Genomic DNA, 19,508 nt, shown 5'->3' with positions numbered 1-19,508 from the left:
ACGAAGCCTCGAACAAGGGAGCTCAACGGTGACATCCCCCCTCGCAGCACGCAGAGCTCGGCGCCGGTCACGGCTGCTGCCCGCGGCGGTCGCCCTGGCGGCCGTCGCGGCGGTCACCCTCACGGCGACCGGCCCCGCCGACGCCCAGACGGTCGCCGCGCCCACCGCCACCTCCGGGGCGGTCACCTCCGGTGACGCACGGTTCGAGGTGCTCTCCCCCACCCTGATCCGCACGGAGTACTCCGGAACCGGCCGGTTCGAGGACTCGGCCACGTTCAACGTGATCGGCCGCGACGGCTTCGGGCGGACGCCCTTCACCACCGACACCAGCGACGGCTGGCTGACCATCCGGACGGCCGCGGCCACCCTGCGCTACAAGGTCGGCTCCGGGCCCTTCGGCAAGGACAACCTGCAGCTGTCCCTCGACGCGGGCCGGCAGAAGGTCGACGCCGCTCCGTGGGCCTCGGCCGTCCCGCCCACGTGCGCCGTCGGCGTCCTGTGCGAGGCGGAGGACCTGTCGCTGGCCGGTGTCACCGTCGCCACGGACCACGGGGGTTACACCGGACGGGGCTTCGTCGCCGAGATCGCCAGCACCGGCAGCTCCGTGACCTTCAGCGTCGACCCGGCGCAGGCGTCCACCTACGACCTGGCGCTGCGCTACGCGAACAGCTGGGGCGGCGACGGCCAGAAGACCACGCGGACCATGAGCGTGGTCGTCGACGGCGGTGCCCCGACCCAGTTCTCGCTGCCTCCGACGGGCAGCTGGGACACGTGGGCGCTGGCCCGGGTGCCGGTCGCGCTGACCACCGGCCTGCACACCGTTCGGGTCCAGGAAGGTCCAGGGGACACCGGGCACGTGAACATCGACAGCCTGGCGGTGCTCGACCAGGGGGTGGCGTACCCGGCCCCGTCGAACCCCGCACCGCTCCCCTGCGCCTTCGGCGACGTCTGCCAGGCGGAGACGGGTGCGCTGTCCGGCGGTGCCAGGCTCGCCGCCGACCACAACCAGTACTCCGGTGCCGGCTTCGTCGCGGGTCTGGAGCACGCCGGTGCCGCGGACGCCGTCACCGTGACCGGCGTGCCGGCAGCGGGCACGTACAGCCTGCAGCTGCGCTACTCGAACTGGGCGGCCGGGAGCCAGCCGGTCCAGCCCCGCCGGATGTCGGTCACCGTCGGGTCGGCCGATCCCGGGTCGGTGACGATGCAGCCCACCAGCAGCTGGGACACCTGGCGCATCGTCGCCGTCCCCGTCACCCTCGCCGCCGGCCAGAACACCGTCACCCTCGGCTGCCCGGACGCGGCCAGCTGCAACGTCAACCTCGACACGGTCGCCGTCACGGCGACCGACAGCCCGCTCCTGGCGCCGCACGCCCCCCTCGGCGGCTACCGGCGCAGCCTGGACGGCCAGAACGGGTCGGCACCCACCGCGCCCGGCCTGATGTACCAGGACGGCTGGTCCCTGCTCGACGACACCGCCTCCGCCCTGCTCGACCCGTCGACCAAGGCCGTCACGCAGCGTCCGTCGCACGCGGGCAGCCCGTACCAGGACGGCTACGTCTTCGCGTACGGCGCCGACTACGCGCGGGGCCTCGCAGACCTCGGCAGGCTCACCGGTCCCTCGACGCTGCTGCCGCGATGGGCCTACGGCGTCTGGTACTCGGAGTACTACGACCGCACGGCGGCGGACTACGAGAACACGATCCTCCCGGCGTTCCGGGCCCACGGCGTGCCGCTCGACGTGCTCGTCGTCGACACCGACTTCAAGTCCCCGAACCGGTGGAACGGCTGGGAGATGGACCCGACCAAGTTCCCGGACCCGCCCGCCTTCTTCAGCTGGGCGCACGGCCAGGGGCTGCACACCAGCCTCAACGTGCACCCGAGCATCCTCAGCTCCGACCCGCAGTTCGCCCAGGCGCAGGCGACGGCCGGCGGGACGCTCGCGCCGGGCGGCTGCTCCGGCGGCGGCGCGGGCTGCTACGTGTTCGACTTCGGCAACCCGGCGCAGCTGACGGCCTACTTCGGCCTGCACCAGCCGATCTCGACGGCGGGCAACGACCTGTGGTGGCTCGACTGGTGCTGCGACCAGTCGATGTCGACCCTCCAGGGCGTGACCCCCGACTCGTGGATCAACCAGCAGTACGCCACCGACGCCTCGTCCCGGATCGGCCGCGGGTTCGCGTTCTCCCGGGCCTACGGCTCCCTCCAGGCCGGCGGGTACAGCAACGGCTCGGCCGTGCCGACCGGACCGTGGGCCGACAAGCGGACCACGCTGCACTTCACCGGCGACACCATCTCCACGTGGGACTCGCTGAAGTTCCAGATCGGGTACACGCCCGGTGAGTCGATGGCGACCGGGCTGACCAACATCAGCCACGACATCGGCGGCCACACCGGCGGGCTCCAGCTGCCCGGCACCGAGCCGGGCTCCACGCAGCTGCCCGGCGACCTGTACGCACGGTGGGTGCAGCTGGGCACCTTCCAGCCGGTCGACCGCCTGCACTCCAACCACAGCGACCGGCTGCCGTGGCAGTACGGCGCGGACGCCCAGGCATCGGCCACCACGTTCCTCAACCTCCGCGAGGACCTGCTGCCGTACACCTACACGCTGGCCCAGCAGGCGAACGCCACCGGTGCGCCCGTCGTCCGGCCGCTCTACCTGCAGTACCCGGACCAGCAGGACGCCTACGCGAACGCGGACAGCGAGTACCTGTACGGACCCGACGTCCTGGTCGCACCGGTCACCACACCCGGCACGACGGCGACGACCAAGGTCTGGTTCCCGGCCGGCTCCTCGTGGACGGACTACTTCACCGGCACGACCTACCAGGGCGGCACGTCGGCCGACGTCACGACGGGGCTCGACACGATGCCCGTCTTCCTGCGGTCCGGCGGCATCCTCACCACGCGGACGGCCGACGTGACCAACGACGTGCAGAACCCGCTCGACGCCGTCACGGTCACCGCCGCCGAGGGTGCCCCGGGCTCCTTCACCCTCTACGAGGACGACGGCACCACCACGGACCCGTCGCAGCACGCCACGACCCGCATCGACTACGTGCTGGACGGGAACACCCACCGGCTCACGGTCGAGCCCGCCGCCGGCTCGTACCCCGGCCAGGTCGCCCGACGGTCGTGGACCGTCAGGTTCACCGACGCCACCGCGCCCACGACGGTCAAGGTCAACGGTCACACCGTCGGGACGGACGCCTGGAGCTGGGACGCGGCGACGCGGACCCTGACCGTCCGAGCGCCCGCACAGGCCACGAGCAGCAAGCTGGCGGTCAGCTACAAGTAGCGCACCAGCCGACGGGCCCCGGGGCGGAGCGATCCCCCCGTGGGCCCGTCGTGCGCGTGCCGCGGCGCTCATCCGCTGGGTCGACCGGCTTCGACGGTCGTGCCCGATAGCCTGGCGTCGCTCGGGCGCCGCTGCCCGCAGCACCAGGGGGAGGCCGGTGTCCGAGAGCACCTTGGAGGGCCTGGGTGCGCGCACGACGCAGGCGCCCCAGTTCGGCCACGACGCGTTGATCGTGTGCGACACCCTGGTGCGCATCTACCGGAGCGGGCCGGTCGAGGTGCAGGCCCTGCAGGGCCTCGACCTGCTGGTGGACGAGGGTGAGCTGGTCGCGGTGGTCGGCGCCTCCGGTTCCGGCAAGTCGACGCTGCTGCACGTGCTCTCCGGGATCGACCAGCCGACGGCCGGCCGCGTCCGGGTGGGGCCGTGGGACCTGATGGCGATGTCCCGCCGCGACCGCGTCGCGTACCGCCGGACCATGGTCGGGTTCGTGTGGCAGCAGGCCGCGCACAACCTGGTCCCGTACCTGACGGGCCTGCAGAACGTGCTGCTGCCGATGGCCTTCGCCGGCGTGGGCCGTCGGGAGCGCCAGCGCCGGGCCGCCGAGGTGCTCGGCATGGTCGGGGTGCGGCACTGCGCGGACCGGCTGCCGCGGCAGATGTCCGGCGGCGAGCAGCAGCGCGTGGCGATCGCGGTCGCGCTGGCGAACTCGCCGCGCGTGCTGCTCGCCGACGAGCCGACCGGCGAGCTGGACACCGCGACGTCCCAGGAGGTGTTCGAGGCGCTGCGGACCGCGAACCGGGAGGCGGGGGCGACGGTGGTGGTGGTGACCCACGACCCGACGGTCAGCGAGCAGGTCGCCCGCACGGTCGCCATCCGGGACGGCCGGACCAGCACCGAGGTGCTGCGGGCGACGGCCGGGCACGACGGTGCCGCCCCGGCCGCCGCGCAGGAGTACGCGGTGATGGACCGGGCGGGACGGGTGCAGGTCCCGCGCGAGTACCGCGAGGCGCTCGCGCTGACGCACCGGGTCCGGCTGGTGCTCGAGGCGGACCACGTCAGCGTGTGGCGCGGCGGTGGCGCGGGCGGGCGGCGCGGGTCGGGCTCCGACGGCGACGGGTCGGTGCGGTGACCACCGGGGCTGCCGTCGCGGTGCGCGGCGTGCGTCGGACGTTCGGCGCGGGCCGCTACGCCGTGCACGCGGTGGACGACGTGTCGTTCGACGTCGCGCCCGGCGAGCTGGTGGCGCTGGTCGGCCGTTCCGGGTCCGGCAAGACGACGCTGCTCAACCTGGTCGGCGGGCTCGACAGACCCGATGCGGGATCGGTGAGCGTCGGCGGGGTGGACGTCACGGGGCTCGACGAAGCCGGGCTGGTGCGGTTGCGGCGAGAGACCGTCGCCTTCGTCTTCCAGACGTTCGGCCTGATCCCGGTGCTGACCGCGGCCGAGAACGTCGGGGTCCCGCTGCGGCTGCGCGGGCTGCCGGTCGCCGACCGGGAGCGCCGCGTACAGCTCCTCCTCCAGCTGGTCGGTCTCGCGGACCACGCCGCGCAACGGCCCACCGAGCTGTCGGGCGGGCAGCAGCAGCGGGTGGCGATCGCCCGCGCGCTAGCCGTGTCCCCGCGGCTGCTGATCGCGGACGAGCCCACGGGCCAGCTCGACATCGAGACGGGCCTCTCCGTGATGGCGCTGATCCGGGCCGTGGTCGAGGCAGAGGGCATGACGGCGATCGTCTCGACGCACGACCCGGTGATGATCGCCCTGGCCGACCGCGCCGTGCGACTGGTCGACGGCCGGGTCGTCGATGCGTGAAGGGCCGTCCCGGCACGGTGCGCCGGCCGGACCGGCTGGGGACCTGACGGTGGTCCGACGCGTGCGGACGCCGTTCCTGCTGCTGCGACGCGCCCGGGCCCAGGCGGGCCTGCTGACCTGGGTCACCGCACTGGCCGTGGCCGGAGCGACGCTCGTGGGGCTGTGCTCGCTGCTGCTGACCGCCGCGCAGGACCAGGCGCTGGAGGCCGCCGTCCGCAGCACAGCTCCCGCCTCCGTCGCCGTGACCGCGGCCGTCACGATGGCGGACGACGCGACGCAGCCGGACGTGGTGGCCGCGGCGCTGGCCCAGGTGTCGGCGGCCACGACCGCGGCGTTCCGTCCGTTCCCCACGAGCACGTCGGTGTGGGCCACGTCCACCCCGCGGTACCTGGCCCCCATGCCGGACGGCGACCTGCGTGCGACCTACCTGCTCGAGGGCGACGACCTGACGGAGCACGCCGTGCTGACCGCCGGCACGTGGCCCGCGCACGGCACCTCGCTCACGCAGGTCGCCCTGCTCGACTCCACAGCGCGGCTGCTCGGCGTGGCGCCGGGCTCGACGGTGGTGCTGGCCGGGGCGCCGCAGCACCTGGGCGAGGCGCCGGCCGACCCGCTGACCGTGCAGGTGGTCGGGACGTTCACGCCGCGGCGCGGGGACCGGACGTGGGACCGGGACCCGCTGGGCGCGGCCGGGTACGCACCGCGGGGTGCCAGTCTGCCGACCTACGGTCCGCTGGTGGTCGCGCCTGGCACCCTGGTCGGGCACTCCCCCGTCGCCCGCTTCCACGTGGTGACGACGCCCGACCTGCACGGCGCGACGGTGACCGGCATCTCCGTGGCGCGCGGCGGTCTCGGGGGGCTGCGGACGGCGCTCGAGCAGGGCCTCGGTGCCCGGGCCCAGGCCCTGGCGCTGACCGACGACTACCCCGACGTGCTGCGGCGGATGCGGCAGCAGCTGGGGGTCACCGACTCGGAGGTGCTGGTGGCGGCTCTGCTGGCCGCCGCGCTCGGGGTCACCGCCCTCGGTCTGGCGGGGCGGCTCCTGGCCGACCGCCGGGCCGGCGAGACGGTGCTGCTGCGCGCACGTGGCGCCGCGGGGAGCCAGCTCGCGGCACGGGCGACGGTCGAGGCCCTGGGGTTGGCGGCGGTGGCGGGCGGTGCCGCCGTCCCGCTCTCGGTCACCGCGTACCGGTCGTTGGCGGCGGTCCCCCGGCTGGCGGACGCGGGGCTGTCGGCCGCGACCGGTGTCACGGCGACGCTGGTCGTGACGGCCGTGAGCGCGGCGGTGGCGCTGTGCGGGCTGCTGGTGGTCGGTTCGCTCCGTGCGACGCGGCCTCCCCGACGGCGTTCACGGGTGGGGCTGGTGGCGCGGTCCGGCGTGGACGTGATCCTGGTGGGCCTCGGGGTGGTCGGGTACCTGCAGCTGCGCGCGCACGGTGTGGCGAACGGCAGCGCGGTCGACCCCGTGCTGGTGGCGGCCCCGGTGCTGTGCCTGGTGGGCGGAGCCGTCGTGGCCCTGCGGCTGCTCCCGTGGGTGGCCCGGCTGGCCGAGCTGCACGCCTCGCGGTCGCGACGGCTGGTGCTGCCGCTCGCCGGCTGGGAGGTGGCTCGCCGGCACCACTCCACGGCGGGCGCCTTCCTGCTGGTGCTCGCGACCGCCGGTGGGACGTTCGGACTGACCTTCGCGACGACGTGGGAACGGTCCCAGGCGGCTCAGGCCGATGCCCAGGTCGGCATGCAGCTGCAGATCGACCCGGGCGACGTCGCCGCCGGCGACGAGGGTCCCGCGCTGGCGGCCGCCACCGGCGGTGTCCCGATGGCGGTGGCCCAGCGGCCCGTCGCCCTCGGCACCCACCTCGGCCTCGACGCCACCGGGTCCGCGCCGCAGCTCGTCGCGACCGACGTCCGGCGCGGCTTCGGTGCCGCACCCCCGCCGCGCGGCACCACCTGGGACGACGTCACCGCACGCCTCGCGACCGCACGACCCGCCGGACCTCTGCTGCCCGGCGACGCCCCGGCAGCGCTGGAGATCACCGGGACCACGGCCGACGGGACGCCCGTGCTGGTCACACCGTCCCTGGTCGTGCGGGACCGGTGGGGCGGCCAGGCCGTCCGCCCGGGCGCTCAGGTCCCGCTGGACGGGCAGCCGCACCGGGTGGACGTGCCCCTCGGCGGTGCCGGCGGGCTGCCGGCGGCCGAGCAGCTCCAGGTGACCGCCCTCGACCTCGCGCTGGCCCTCGGTCCGGGTGCGGCACCGCCCGGCGGCTTCGACCAGACGACGACCTTGACGGTCTCCGTCGTGCTCCGGGGTGCGACGGTGCCAGCCGGGACGTCGGCGCCCTGGTTCGGCGCGTCGCCCCCGAACGGCTGGCAGATCACCCGCGGGGCCGAGGTCAGCGAGCCCGACGGTGCGGACGGAGCCACGGTCGCCGCCACGGCGTCGGTGTCGCTCACCGGTCTGCTGTACACGAGCGGGAGCCTGCTGCTGGTGGCGGGCGAACCTGCCGAGGAGGTGCCGGCGGTGGTCAGCAGGGCGCTGGCCGACGAGCTCGGCGTGGGTCCGGGCGGCCGACTGTCCCTCATGGTCGACGAGGCCGTGCTCGACGCCCGCGTCGTCGGGGTGGTCCCGTACGTGCCGTCCGCCGTGGGGACCCGCGCGGTGCTCGTGGACCGGACGACCCTCGGCCGCGCGCTGCTGGCGCTGCACGATCTCGAACCGCTGACCGACCGCTGGTGGGTCGACGGTGTGTCCGACCCGTCGGCGGCCGCCACCGCGGTCAGGGCGGCGGGCCTCGGACAGCCCACCGCGCGTGACGGCCTCGTCGCGCAGCTGCGTGACGGACCGCTACGGATCGCGTTCGTCGCGGCGATGTGGACCCTGGTGGCGGCCGCGTGCGTGCTCGCCCTGTCGGGGACGGCCGCGCACGTCGCCTCGATGATCGGCGCGCGGAACCTCGAGGTCGCTCGCCTGCTGGGGCTCGGGATGTCCCGGCGGGCCGTCCGCGCCACCTTCCTCGCCCAGCACGCCGCGGTGTGCCTGGTGGCCGTCGGCGCGGGCGCCCTGCTGGGAGCCGGAGTGAGCCGCGCGCTCGGCCCGCTGCTCGTGGTCTCCAGCAGCGGCGGTCGTCCGGTGCCCGACGCGCTGGTCGTCTGGCCGTGGACGTCGCTCGCGGTCCTCGTCGGGCTGCTCGTCGTCGGCTCCACGGGGGTGGCGGTACCCGTCGCCCGGGCTGCGGTGCGGCGCGCCAGCGCCACCCATCTGCGGATGGACGTGCAGCCGTGACGTCCCGCGGGAGGCGGGAGTGGAGCACCTGGACGGGAGGCGGCCTCGCCGGTCTGGGACGCCGGGCGGCGCAGGACGCCTGGCCGCTCGCCGTCCTCGCCGTCGTGCTGCTGCTGGCCGTCGTCCTCGCCGACGCCGCCCCTCGTGAGCTCCGGCGCGTGGCGGACCACGCGGTGCAGGTCGCCGTCGCCGCCGAGCCGTCGGCCGGGATGACCGTGTCGGCACCGTTCGACCAGCACGTCGTCGAGGCCGTCCGCGACCCCGGCACGGCGGGCCGGCTGACCGAGGACGCCGGGCACGTCCGCGGCGCGCTCCCGCGGCCGCTGGGGAACGTCCTGGGTCCACCGTCGGCGGAGATCAGCACCACCGAGCTCGCGGAGGCGACGCCGGCCGGCCCGGCCGGGCTGCGGCTCGCCTACCTGTGGCGCGACGGGTTCGGCGGTGTCGACTGGGTCGAGGGGCGGCCACCGGGCGCGTCCACCGGCGGTGACATCTCGCAGGGCCAGCCCTGGCCGGTGGAGGTGGGGCTCTCCGCACCCGTGGCGGCCCTGACCGGAGCACATCCCGGTGACCGCCTCACCGCCAGCGCGCCCGACGGTCTGAGCGTCCAGCTCACGGTCAGTGGCGTCTTCCAGGCGCGGGACCCGGGCGACGCGCTGTGGACCCGGATCCCCGGGATCCTGCAGCCCTCCGTGCGGGGAGCGGGTGCGGGACGGACCGTCACCCTCGGCGCGCTCCTGTCGGCGGACTCGGTGCCGGACGTGCGTCTGGCGCTCGATCCGCAGGCGGTGAGCCGCGTCATCACGTTCCCCGTGCAGGCGCAGGCGCTGCGGTTCGCCGACCTCGGCGCCGTGGCGCGCGCCGTCTCGGCGCTGCAGGCGGCTCCGACCGACCTGGGCCTGGCAGGGCCGCGGCCGACAGTCTGGACGCAGCTCGACCAGGTCGCCCGACGGGTCCAGGCGCGGGTGCTGGCGGCCGGTGCCCAGGCGTCCGTCCTGCTCGTGGGCGTGCTGGCCGCGTCGATCGGGGTGCTGGCCCTCGGCTCGTGGCTGCTGGTCCGTCGCCGTGCCGCCGTCCTTCGCCGGCAGCGTGCCCGCGGCGCCTCCCTCGGCTCGACGGCTCTCGGCCTGGCGCTGGAGCAGGCGGCGCTCTGCGTGCTCGCCGGCTCCACGGGGCTCGTCACGGGGCGCCTGCTCGTGCCCGGGCCACCGTCGTGGGCATGGCTGCTGCCCGTCCTCGTGCTGGCGGTCGCGACGGCGCCGGTCCTCGGGGTGCTGACGGTCCGCGGTCGACCGTCGCGTCGTGCGGAGATCGACGACCTGGGCGAGCGCAGCCGCCGACTACGCGTCGCGGCGGCCCAGACGGCGCTCCTGGTGGTCGCCGGCGCGGCGCTGGTCACGCTGCGCCGGCGCGGGCTGCCCGTCGACCCGACCGGTGCCGACCTGCTGCTCGTCCTGGGACCGGCACTGGGGGCGGTGGCCGCCGGGATCGTCGGGGCGCGCGTGCTCGTCGCGTTGCACGGTGTCGCGGTCCCGGTCACCGCGCGGCTCCGGCGCGCCGGACCCATGCTGGCGTCGGCCGGCGGAGCCGCGGCAGGCGGTGCGGCGCCCTTCGTGGCGCTCACGCTGTGCACCGCGCTCACCGCGTTCGGCGCGGTGGTCGGCGCCACCGTGACGGCCGGCGAGACCCAGGGCTCCTGGGACTCGGTCGGAGCCGACGTCCTGGTCCGCACCGACGGGGACCACCCGCTCGACGCGCTGGCCACGCAGCTCGACGGCGCCGCGGGCGTCCGCGCGGTCGCCCTGGGACGGCTCGAGCAGAACGTGCAGGTGTTCGGCGTCGCCGGCACCGAGTGGGTGGACGTCCTCGCGGTCGACTCCCAGGCGTACAGCTGTCTGCTGGCTGCGACTCCCCTCCCCGAGCCGCCGGCGATGGCGGCCCTCGGTGACCCGGCGGGCGGACCCACCGGGCGGCAGCTGCCGGTGCTGGCGGCCGCGACGCTGCGCGACGGCCGTTCCAGCCCGTCGTTGCTGTGGAACGGTCAGACGGTCCCGCTGCGTGCCGTCGGACCTGCCCCGGCGCTCAGCTCGGCGCTGGCCGGCACCGGCCTGTGGGCGAGCCTCGTGGTGGTCGACCGCGCGGCGCTCTCCGCCGTCGCCGGCGGGCAGGTCGACGCCGATGTGCTGTGGGCGGTCGGTCCGGGTGCCGAGGCGGCGGTCGCGAGGTCCGGCGTGGATGCCGCGGCGGTCACGGGTCGCGGTGCCTGGCTCGACGAGCGGCGGCACGAGCCGCTGACGGCCGGCCTCCTGCTGCTCCTGCGGGTCGCCGTTCCGGTGCTCCTCTGCCTCGCGGCGCTCGTCGTCGTGCTGGCGACGGCCGCCGACGCCCCCCGCCGTGACCAGACCCTCGCCGTGCTGCGGGTGCTGGGCCTGGACAGCCGACAGGTACGACGGGTCGCTGTCGGGGAGGCGCTGCCGTGGACGCTGCTGGCCACGGCCTGCGGTCTCGCCACCGGGACCGCGCTCGGCGCGTTCTGCCTCGGACCGCTGGACCTACGCCTGGTCACAGGGCAGAGCGGGGACCCCGCGCTCGTCGCGCAGACGTGGGTGCTGGTGCTGCTGCCGGTCCTCGCCGGGGTAGCCGGGGCCGCGTCTGCGCTGCAGGTGGGGCGGCGCCGGGCCCTGGGCCAGGTGATGAGGATCGGGGTCAGCTGAGCTCCGGCGCGGTCGCCGAGTTGCAGGACATTTGCCATCGACCAACGATGAACGGGTTCCCGACGCCCGATCGGAGGTCCCAGGATGGGCCGCAGCAGCACGCACCGGCGCGGGAGCGCCGCCCCGGCGCCCGCCGCCGAGCACCTCCTCGACCGGATGCTGGCAGACGTCCGCACCGGGCGGTTCGAGCAGACGCTGGCCGCGCTGACGGCGGCCGGCGCCGCGATCACAGCCGCAGAGATCTACACCGAGCACGACTCGGCGAGCTTCGGCAACAAGATGATGTGGTGGCCGGTGGTGATCCTCCCGGCGGCGATCCCGGCCGCCGTCGCCGGCGTGTTCTCCAAGCGCGCGGCCAAGACGGTGCTCCCCCTCGCCTCGGCGGCCATCGTGGTCAACGGCCTGCAGGGCACCTACCTGCACTGGCGGGGCATCGCGCAGAAGCCCGGCGGCTGGCAGATGGCGTCCTACAACATCGAGATGGGGCCGCCCCTGTTCGCGCCTCTGCTCGCCAGCCTGGTCGGCGGCATGGGCCTGCTCGCCGCGATCCTGCGGCGCGAGGACCGCGCATGACGGGGCCGTACCGGGCGCCCGACCAGCACGCGCAGACGCCGCAGGGCCGGGGCCGGTTCCCGGGCTTCGACGTGCTCGACGAGGTGCACCGGTGGGACACGGTGACCGCGGGGGTCGTGCTGGCTCGCCTGGCGCCGCCGGTGGAGCTGTCCTTCTTCTCCCTCGCGGAGAACGCCTGCGCCGTCGCGCTGATGGACCTCCTCCTGGGGCAGGACTCCGAGCCCCGCGTGCCGGTGGTGGCGCTGATCGACGCACGTCTGGCGGCCGACGAGACCGACGGCTGGCACTACGACGACATGCCCCGCGACCGGGACGCCTGGCGGCGCAGCCTGGCGGCGCTCGACGAGGACGCGGCCGACCTCGCAGGGCAGCCCTTCGCCCAGCTTGCGCGCGAGGACCAGGCCGCCCTGCTGCACCAGGTGCAGCAGCTCGGCGCGGACGGTTCGCCGTGGCGGGGCCTCAAGGCCGAGCACGTCTGGAGCCTGTGGACCCGGTACGGCTGCACCGCCTTCTACTCCCACCCGTGGGCCTGGAACGAGATGGGCTTCCCCGGACCGGCCTACCCGCGCGGCTACAAGAACCGCGGTGTCGACGCTCGGGAGCCGTTCGAGGTGGCCGACAGCTTCGACCGCGACCCGGTGCCCTTCGCCGAGCGCGTCGAGCGCGCCCGGGCACGGCACGCCGACCTGGTGCGCCGGCAGCTCGGTCACGACGAACGGTCCGGTGACGACGAGCCGGCCGGCGGGTCGGCGTCGTGAGGGGCCCGGACTACGCCGGCATCCGGGCCCGCAACGACTCGGCGTGGCTGCTGCCGAACGACGGCGACCGCACGCAGCACCGGCTGCGGGACGACATGCGCCGGTACGCGGAGGACGACGAGGTGGACCTCGTCGTGATCGGCGCGGGCGCCGGAGGCTCGGTTCTGACGCAGCGCCTGGCCCGGGCCGGTTGGAAGGTCGTGTGCCTCGACGCCGGACCGTTCTGGGACCCTGACCGGGACTGGGTCAGCGACGAGCGCGGCTCGCACCGGTTGTACTGGACGGAACCCCGGCAGATCGGTGGGACCGACCCGGTGCCGCTCGGCAGCAACAACTCCGGGCGCGGCGTGGGCGGCTCGATGGTCCACTTCGCCGGCTACGTGCCGCGGTTCCACCCGTCGGACTTCCGGACCAGGACCGCCGACGGCGTCGGCGCCGACTGGCCCATCGCGTACAGCGACCTACGCCCGTACTACGAGCAGATCGAGCAGGAGCTGCCGGTCGCCGGCCAGCCGTGGCCGTGGGGCGACCCGCACGAGTACCCGCACCACGCTCACCCGGTCGGCGGGAACGGCGACGTGTTCCTGCGCGGCGCCGCCGCCGCCGGGATCGAGGCGCGCGTCGGACCCGTCGCCATCACCAACGGGCGGTTCGGCAACCGGCCGCACTGCATCTACCGCGGCTTCTGCCTGCAGGGCTGCAAGGTCGACGCCAAGGCGAGCCCCCTGATCACGCACGTGCCGGACGCCCTCGCGCACGGCGCCGAGATCCGGGCCAGGTGCCACGTGTCGAAGATCCTGGTCGACGACGCCACGGGCCTGGCCACGGGCGTCACCTACCTCCACGACGGGCTCGAGCACCGGCAGCGGGCCCGCGCCGTGGCCGTCGCGGGGTACAGCATCGAGACGCCGCGCCTGCTGCTGCTCTCCGCGAGCCGGCGCTTCCCCGACGGCCTGTGCAACGACTACGACCAGGTGGGCCGGTACCTGATGGTGCAGGGCGCGCCGCAGACGGCGGGCCGGTTCGACTCCGAGGTCCGCATGTACAAGGCGCCGCCGCCGGAGGTCTCCAGCGAGGCCTTCTACGAGACGGATCCGACGAAGCCGTACAGACGCGGGTGGTCGATCCAGACGGTCAGCCCGTTGCCGATCACCTGGTCCGAGCACGTCACGGCGCAGGGCCACTGGGGCGAGGTGCTGCGCGAGTACATGCGCGACTACATCCACTGGTCGACCCTGGGTGCGCTGTGCGAGTTCCTCCCGCAGCCGGACAACCGGGTCACCCTGGCCGACGAGAAGGACCGGCACGGGCTGCCGGTCGCGCACTTCTCCTACAGCAGGTGCGACAACGACCGGCAGCTGATGGCCGCCGCGCAGGCGTCCATGGAGACGATCCTGCAGGCGGCCGGCGCGCAGGAGGTGATGACCGTCCAGCGGTACGCCCACCTGGTCGGCGGCGCCCGGATGGCCCGTCGGCCGGAGGACGGTGTGGTCGATGCCGACCTGCGCAGCTTCGCGGTGCCGAACCTCTACGTCACCGACGGCAGCGTGCTGCCGACGCAGGGGTCCGCCAACCCGGCGCTGACGATCATGTCGCTGGCCGCACGGGCGGCCGACCGGATGATCGCCGCCGCCCGCACGGGTCTGGTCGACGCGGAGCGGCCCCGATGACGCCGCGGATCGAGGACGTGCGCGTCACGGCCTACCGATTCCCGACCCCGACGCCGGAGGCCGACGGCACGTTCACCTGGGACGCCACGACGGCGGTGACGGTCCAGGTGACGGCGGACGGTCGCACCGGCCTCGGCTGGACGTACAGCTCCCCCGCCGCCGCCGCGCTGGTCGAGGCCGAGCTGGTTGACGTGGTGCGGGGCCGGGACGCGCTGGACGTCCCCGGTGCCTGGGAGGCGATGCACCGCGCCGGCCGCAACCTCGGCACCCGCGGGCTGTTCGCCCAGGCCCAGAGCGCGGTGGACATCGCCCTGTGGGACCTCAAGGCCCGCCTGGTCGACGTGCCGCTCGCCGACCTGTTCGGTCGGATGCGCGACCGCGTGCCGGTGTACGGCTCGGGGGGCTTCACCACGTTCGGCGCCGACCAGCTCGCCGAGCAGGTCGGCTGGTGGCGGTCCGTGGGGTGTCGGGCGATGAAGATCAAGATCGGCGAGTCCTGGGGGCAGCGGCGCGACCGGGACCTGGACCGGGTGCGGCAGCTGCGTGACCTGGCCGGCGACGACGTCACGCTGATGGTCGACGCGAACGGCGGCTACTCCCCCGGCGAGGCGCGCCGGGTCGGCCTCGAGCTGGACGACCTCGGGGTGACCTGGTTCGAGGAACCGGTGAGCAGCGACGACCTCCAGGGGCTCGCGCTGCTGCGCGGGGTGCTCGGGTGCGACATCGCCGCGGGCGAGTACCTCACGGACGTCTTCGAGGCCGCGCGCATGGTGCCCTCGGTGGACTGCCTGCAGCTCGACGTCACCCGGTGCGGTGGCTACACCGGCTGGCTCCGCTGTGCCGGGGTGGCCGCGGCCGCCGGCCTTCAGGTGTCCGGGCACTGCGCGCCGTCCCTGCACGCACCGGTGGCTGCCGCCCTGCCGGCGCTGCGTCACCTCGAGTGGTTCGCCGACCACGCGCGGCTGGAGCCGTTGCTCGTCGACGGTGCGCCTCCCGTGGAGGACGGCGCCTTGGTGGTCGGCACCGGCCCCGGGCACGGGATGACGCTCCGCGAGGAGGCCGCGGAGTGGCGCGTCGGGTGACAGCCGGAGCGCCGGCCTCTGATCGCCGACCGGCCGCCCGTTCGGCTACCACCGGCAGCGGCTCAGCTCCGACCGACGGCGGCCGCGCCGGAACCGAGCGCGAGCAGTCCTCGTAGCGCCACCTCACGCTCCGGGTCCGGGAGGGTGGCGAGCAGCCCGTGCAGCGCCGCCAGGCGCAGGTCGTCGTAGCGCTGCAGCGTCGCGCGGCCGTGGGTCGTCAGGCGCAGCGTGACCTCCCGGCGGCTGTGCTCGGCCGTCGCCCGCTCCACCAGACCGGCGACGGCCAGCCGATCGACCAGACGGCTGGTGGTGGACGGGGTGACGCCCATGTGGTCGGCGAGGTCGCCGAGGTTCGCCTGGCCCAGGTGGTCGAGGACCGTCAGGGCGCGCAGCTGGACAACGGACACGTCCCCGACGCCGTCGGCGGCGTGCAGCGAGATGCGCATCAGGCCGCGGGCCGCTTCGAGGAGCGCCTCCTCGGTCGCGCTGCGCACCATCGCCCCTCCCGTGCTCGGCGCCACCCTGATACTTGCACGGTAGCAACGATCGGTGCGCTGCTCGACGAGGCCGTTCAGCTCCAGGCGGGGTGCGCCTGCGCCCGGGACCTCAGCACGGTGCGGCACCAGGTGGCGAAGTCGGTGGGCCCGAGCTGCGCCACGGCCCAGTCCGCGTCGTAGATGCCGCCGGCGTGCGCCGCGAACACGTCGGTCGTGTCCCGCACCACCCGGTCGCCGGCGCCGGCGCTGCGGATGCCGGCGGCAAGCTCGTCGAGTGTGACGGGCCGGTAGGCGACCGGCCACCCAGCTCTCCGCTCATCACCTCCGCCATCTGGTCGGGCGTCAGCCGGTCCGGCCCGGGCGATGGCCAACATGACCGCCGAGGGCCACTGGCGCCGCCACGTGCAGCTGCAGTTCGAGGGCGTTCGCCCCGTCCCCGGCGAATCGACACCCGGCCACTGAGGATCTTCGCAGGTCAGCGGGGCCCTCCCGCGTCGGCACGGAGGGCGTCGATCGCCAGGTCGGCGAAGCGGTGCGCGGCGGACGAGCGCAGCTCGCGGCGCCCGGCAGCCAGTCCCCGGCCGGCGGACAGGACCAGCACCAGGTCGTCGATGACGAAGTCCGCCCGGAGCCGACCGGCATCACGGGCGCGTGCCGCGAGACCGTCGAGCAGGGCGAGCAGCTCACGACGATGCTGCGCGAGCGCCCCTGTCGGCATGGTGGACAGCAAGGCGTCGACGAACCCCCGGTTCCGCACGTTCAGCACCAGCAGGCCCCGCAGCGCCTCGGTGAGACCCGCCCACGGGTCCGCCTGAGCGCAGCCGTCCTCGACGATGCGTCGGCACGCGTCGACCTCCGCCGAGAAGGCCTCGTCCACCAGCGCCTGGCGCGTCGGGAACCGCCGGTACAACGTCGCGGGCCCGACGCCTGCCCGGCGCGCGACCTCGCGCATCCCGACCTGCAGGCCCCGCTCCGCGAACAGCTCGGCGGCCGCGGCGAGGATGCGGTCTCGGTTCTCCTGCGCATCCGCGCGGAGCCGGGTCATCTGCGGGGCCATCTGTCCCACTTCCTGCAAGTGGACGGGGGCGTCCGTAACGTTCCCGGACGGTAGCAGCCACAGCGAGGAGGACGGGCCGTGCGGGCAGTGGTCATCGGGGACGTCGGGGACGCGAGCGGGTTGCGGGTGGTCGAGCGGGAGATCCCGTCGCCGGGCCCGGGCCAGGTCTTGGTGCGGACGGAGGCGATCGGCGTCGGAGGGGTCGACGTGATGATCCGCCGCGGGGGGCTCGGGTCGTCAGCCGTCGGCACGGTGGCCGGTGGCGAGGTGGCCGGCGCGGTGAGCGCCGTCGGCGACCGGGTGGACGGGTCCTGGGTCGGTCGACGTGTGTGGGCCGCGACCGGGACGTCGGGGGCGTACGCCGAGCAGGCGGTGGCGCACGTGGACGACGTGACGGCGATCCCGTCGGCTCTCTCGTCGGTCGCTGCGGTGACGCTGGGCAGCGCCGCCACGGTCGCGCACTTCGCGCTGGCCCATGCACGCGTCTCCCCCGGCGAGTCCGTGCTGGTGCGCGGCGCCGCGGGCAGCATCGGCATCGCAGCCGTCCAGCTCGCGGCGCGCGCGGGTGCCGGCGCCGTGGCCGTCACGACCTCGTCGGCCGACCGCGGTCGTCGGCTGCGCGACCTCGGGGCCACGCACGTGCTGGACCGCTCGGGCGCAGGCGACGCCGGCAGCGTCGACGTGGTCCTGGACGTCGTCGGCGGTGCCGACGTCCCGGCGTTCCTCGACCGGCTGTCCCCCAACGGGCGCTACGTCCTCGTCGGCGCCGTGGCGGGGTTCCCACCAGCGGATCTCGCCGCGCCGCTGCTGCGGACCTTCCAGCTGTCGCGCTCGTTCGCCACCTTCAGCCTCGCCTCGGTGGGCGCCGCGGAGCGGAACCGGGCTCGCGAGCAGCTGTTCCTCGCAGCCGTCCGCGGTCAGCTCGCCCCGGTGGTCGACGCCGTCCTCCCGCTCGACCAGGCAGCGGAGGCGCACCGGCAGATGGACCGGGGAACCGTCTTCGGCCGGATCGTGCTGGTCCCGGACCAGCCCTGAGGGGCCGCCTTCGGTGCGCCACGGCGAGGATGAGGTCATGACGACGGAACCGCACCGCAGGGTCCTGCTGATCGGAGCCTCCCGTGGGCTCGGCCTCGCGCTGGCGCAGCAGTACCTCGCACGCGGCTCGACGGTGGTCGCCACGGTGCGGGGTTCGGGGCCGACGGCGCTGCACCAGGTGCTGCCGGGTGCCGAGGGTCGGCTGACCGTCGAGAGGGTCGACATCACCGAGCCCGACGCGGCCGGTGGAGGCGTTCCAGGACCTGGTGGAGCCGGCGGGCACCATCGCGATCATGTCCTCGGGCCAGGGCAGCGTCGCGAACAACGAGCGCGGCGGGTTCGAGATCTACCGGGCGTCCAAGGCGGCGCTGAACCAGCTGATGCGCAGCTACGCGGCCCGTCATCACGACGAACCGCGCACCCTGCTGCTCCTGGCTCCCGGATGGGTGCGCACGGACCTCGGGGGTCCCGCCGCGCCGCTGGCCGTCGAGGAGAGCATCCCGAACCTGGTCGAGACCGTGGCCGCCCAGCACGGTCACGGCGGGCTGCAGTACCTGGACTACCTCGGGCGAACCGTCCGCTGGTAGCCGCGTGAGGCAGGCGGGCGAGCCGTCGACGTCGCCACCGGGTAACCCGCGGCAACCCGTGGCACGATGCCGTGATGTCGCGGGTCGTGTCCGTCGCACCGGTGCTCGCGGCGCACCGTCACGACCAGGCGGAGATCACCGCGTCGATCGGGCCGCTGCTGACGCAGGACGCGGGCCGGCTCGCGGCGCTCGCCCGGTTCCACGGCGCCAGCGGGGTCCGGACGCGACACCTCGCGCTGCCGCTGGCGCGCTACGCGGAGCTGCGCGGGTTCGGCGAGGCGAACCACCTGTTCGAGACGACCGGCGCGGACCTCGCGGAGGACGCGGTGCGTCGGGCGCTGGCTGCGGCGGACGTGCGCCCCGCCGACGTCGACTTCCTGCTGTTCACCACCGTCACGGGTGTCGGTGCACCGTCGCTCGACGCCCTGCTCGTCGCGCGGCTCGGGCTACGCCCGGACATCCGTCGACTGCCGTCGTTCGGCCTGGGCTGCGTGGCCGGCGCCTCGGCGGTCGCCCGCGTGCACGACTACCTGGTGGGACACCCCGACGACGTCGCGCTCGTCGTCTCGGTGGAGCTGTGCTCCCTGACCATCCAGCACGGTGACGACTCGCCGGCGAACCTGGTCTCCAGCGGCCTGTTCGGCGACGGTGCCGCCGCGGTGGTGATGGTCGGCGACCGCCGTGCCGAGGGCCGGGACGGCCTGGACGTCGTCGGTACGCGCAGCGGCGTCTACCCCGACACCGCGGGGATGCTCGGCTGGGACATCGGCGGCAGCGGGTTCCGCATCGTGCTCGGACCCGGCCTCGCCGACGTCGTCGAGGCGCACCTGCGGGCGGACGTCGAGGCCTGCCTCGAGCCGCTCGGCGCGGGCCTGGGCGACGTCCGCACGTGGATCGCGCACCCCGGAGGGCCGCGCATCCTCGACGCCGCCGAGCGTGCGCTCGGCCTGACGGACGGGACGCTGGACCGCAGCCGCCGGTCCCTCGCCGCGGTGGGCAACCTGTCGTCGTCCTCGGTGCTGCACGTGCTCGCCGACACGCTGGCCGACGCGGAACCGTCCGCCGGGCAGCTCGCCGTGCTGTTCGCGTTCGGCCCCGGGGTCAGCGCGGAGGTCGTGGTGCTCCGTCGTCCCGAGGAGGTCTGAACC

At 75.0% G+C, this 19,508-nt stretch carries 15 protein-coding genes; 12 read left to right on the top strand and 3 right to left on the bottom strand.

Annotated elements, in window-relative coordinates:
- Positions 1-28 precede the first annotated feature (28 nt).
- From QMF98_RS08655 to QMF98_RS08615, 9 genes are all read left to right on the top strand, one after another.
- A complete protein-coding gene (locus QMF98_RS08655) occupies positions 29-3,295 on the top strand; it encodes a TIM-barrel domain-containing protein (protein WP_337972704.1) in 3,267 nt (1,088 codons plus the stop codon).
- A gap of 157 nt (positions 3,296-3,452) precedes the next feature.
- Positions 3,453-4,424, top strand: a complete 972-nt coding sequence (locus QMF98_RS08650; RefSeq protein WP_337972703.1) for an ABC transporter ATP-binding protein — start codon at positions 3,453-3,455, stop codon at positions 4,422-4,424.
- Entirely contained in the window at positions 4,421-5,104 is a 684-nt protein-coding gene (locus QMF98_RS08645; protein ID WP_337972702.1) for an ABC transporter ATP-binding protein, read from the top strand. Before QMF98_RS08650 ends, QMF98_RS08645 begins: the two co-directional genes overlap by 4 nt.
- Before the next feature lie 61 nt (positions 5,105-5,165).
- Positions 5,166-8,387, top strand: a complete 3,222-nt coding sequence (locus tag QMF98_RS08640) for an FtsX-like permease family protein (RefSeq protein ID WP_337972701.1) — start codon at positions 5,166-5,168, stop codon at positions 8,385-8,387.
- A complete protein-coding gene (locus QMF98_RS08635) occupies positions 8,384-11,101 on the top strand; it encodes an FtsX-like permease family protein (protein WP_337972700.1) in 2,718 nt (905 codons plus the stop codon). Before QMF98_RS08640 ends, QMF98_RS08635 begins: the two co-directional genes overlap by 4 nt.
- Before the next feature lie 84 nt (positions 11,102-11,185).
- Positions 11,186-11,674 (top strand): hypothetical protein, encoded by a 489-nt coding sequence (locus tag QMF98_RS08630; RefSeq protein WP_337972699.1) that lies wholly within the window; start codon positions 11,186-11,188, stop codon positions 11,672-11,674.
- Complete coding sequence (locus QMF98_RS08625; RefSeq protein ID WP_337972698.1) at positions 11,671-12,432, top strand: gluconate 2-dehydrogenase subunit 3 family protein; 762 nt, start codon at positions 11,671-11,673, stop codon at positions 12,430-12,432. The genes QMF98_RS08630 and QMF98_RS08625 overlap by 4 nt, the downstream gene beginning before the upstream one ends.
- On the top strand, positions 12,429-14,102 hold the full coding sequence (locus tag QMF98_RS08620) for a GMC family oxidoreductase (RefSeq protein ID WP_337972697.1): 1,674 nt from the start codon (positions 12,429-12,431) through the stop codon (positions 14,100-14,102). The genes QMF98_RS08625 and QMF98_RS08620 overlap by 4 nt, the downstream gene beginning before the upstream one ends.
- Positions 14,099-15,184: an enolase C-terminal domain-like protein gene (locus tag QMF98_RS08615; RefSeq protein WP_337972696.1), complete on the top strand. Its 1,086-nt coding sequence runs from the start codon at positions 14,099-14,101 to the stop codon at positions 15,182-15,184. The genes QMF98_RS08620 and QMF98_RS08615 overlap by 4 nt, the downstream gene beginning before the upstream one ends.
- A gap of 62 nt (positions 15,185-15,246) precedes the next feature.
- Here the strand turns inward: QMF98_RS08615 and QMF98_RS08610 are convergent, their stop codons facing one another.
- The 3 genes from QMF98_RS08610 to QMF98_RS08600 form a co-directional block, all read right to left on the bottom strand.
- Entirely contained in the window at positions 15,247-15,681 is a 435-nt protein-coding gene (locus tag QMF98_RS08610) for a MarR family winged helix-turn-helix transcriptional regulator (protein ID WP_337972695.1), read from the bottom strand.
- Between the two features lie 74 nt (positions 15,682-15,755).
- Positions 15,756-15,905: a hypothetical protein gene (locus QMF98_RS08605; RefSeq protein ID WP_337972694.1), complete on the bottom strand. Its 150-nt coding sequence runs from the start codon at positions 15,903-15,905 to the stop codon at positions 15,756-15,758.
- Positions 15,906-16,156: 251 nt separating this feature from the next.
- Entirely contained in the window at positions 16,157-16,738 is a 582-nt protein-coding gene (locus tag QMF98_RS08600) for a TetR/AcrR family transcriptional regulator (protein WP_337972693.1), read from the bottom strand.
- Positions 16,739-16,816: 78 nt separating this feature from the next.
- Here QMF98_RS08600 and QMF98_RS08595 point away from each other — a divergent pair, with 78 nt between their 5' ends.
- The 3 genes from QMF98_RS08595 (at position 16,817) to QMF98_RS08585 (ending at position 19,505) form a co-directional block, all read left to right on the top strand.
- Positions 16,817-17,773 (top strand): zinc-binding dehydrogenase, encoded by a 957-nt coding sequence (locus QMF98_RS08595; RefSeq protein ID WP_337972692.1) that lies wholly within the window; start codon positions 16,817-16,819, stop codon positions 17,771-17,773.
- 245 nt (positions 17,774-18,018) lie between these two features.
- Positions 18,019-18,360, top strand: a complete 342-nt coding sequence (locus tag QMF98_RS08590) for an SDR family NAD(P)-dependent oxidoreductase (RefSeq protein WP_337972691.1) — start codon at positions 18,019-18,021, stop codon at positions 18,358-18,360.
- Between the two features lie 74 nt (positions 18,361-18,434).
- On the top strand, positions 18,435-19,505 hold the full coding sequence (locus tag QMF98_RS08585; protein WP_337972690.1) for a type III polyketide synthase: 1,071 nt from the start codon (positions 18,435-18,437) through the stop codon (positions 19,503-19,505).
- Positions 19,506-19,508 lie beyond the last annotated feature (3 nt).

Source organism: Cellulomonas sp. NTE-D12, assembly GCF_027923705.1.
Taxonomy (GTDB): Bacteria; Actinomycetota; Actinomycetes; order Actinomycetales; family Cellulomonadaceae; genus Cellulomonas.
Note: the sequence above shows the minus strand (reverse complement) of the source record. Positions and strands in the feature narration are given on the sequence as shown.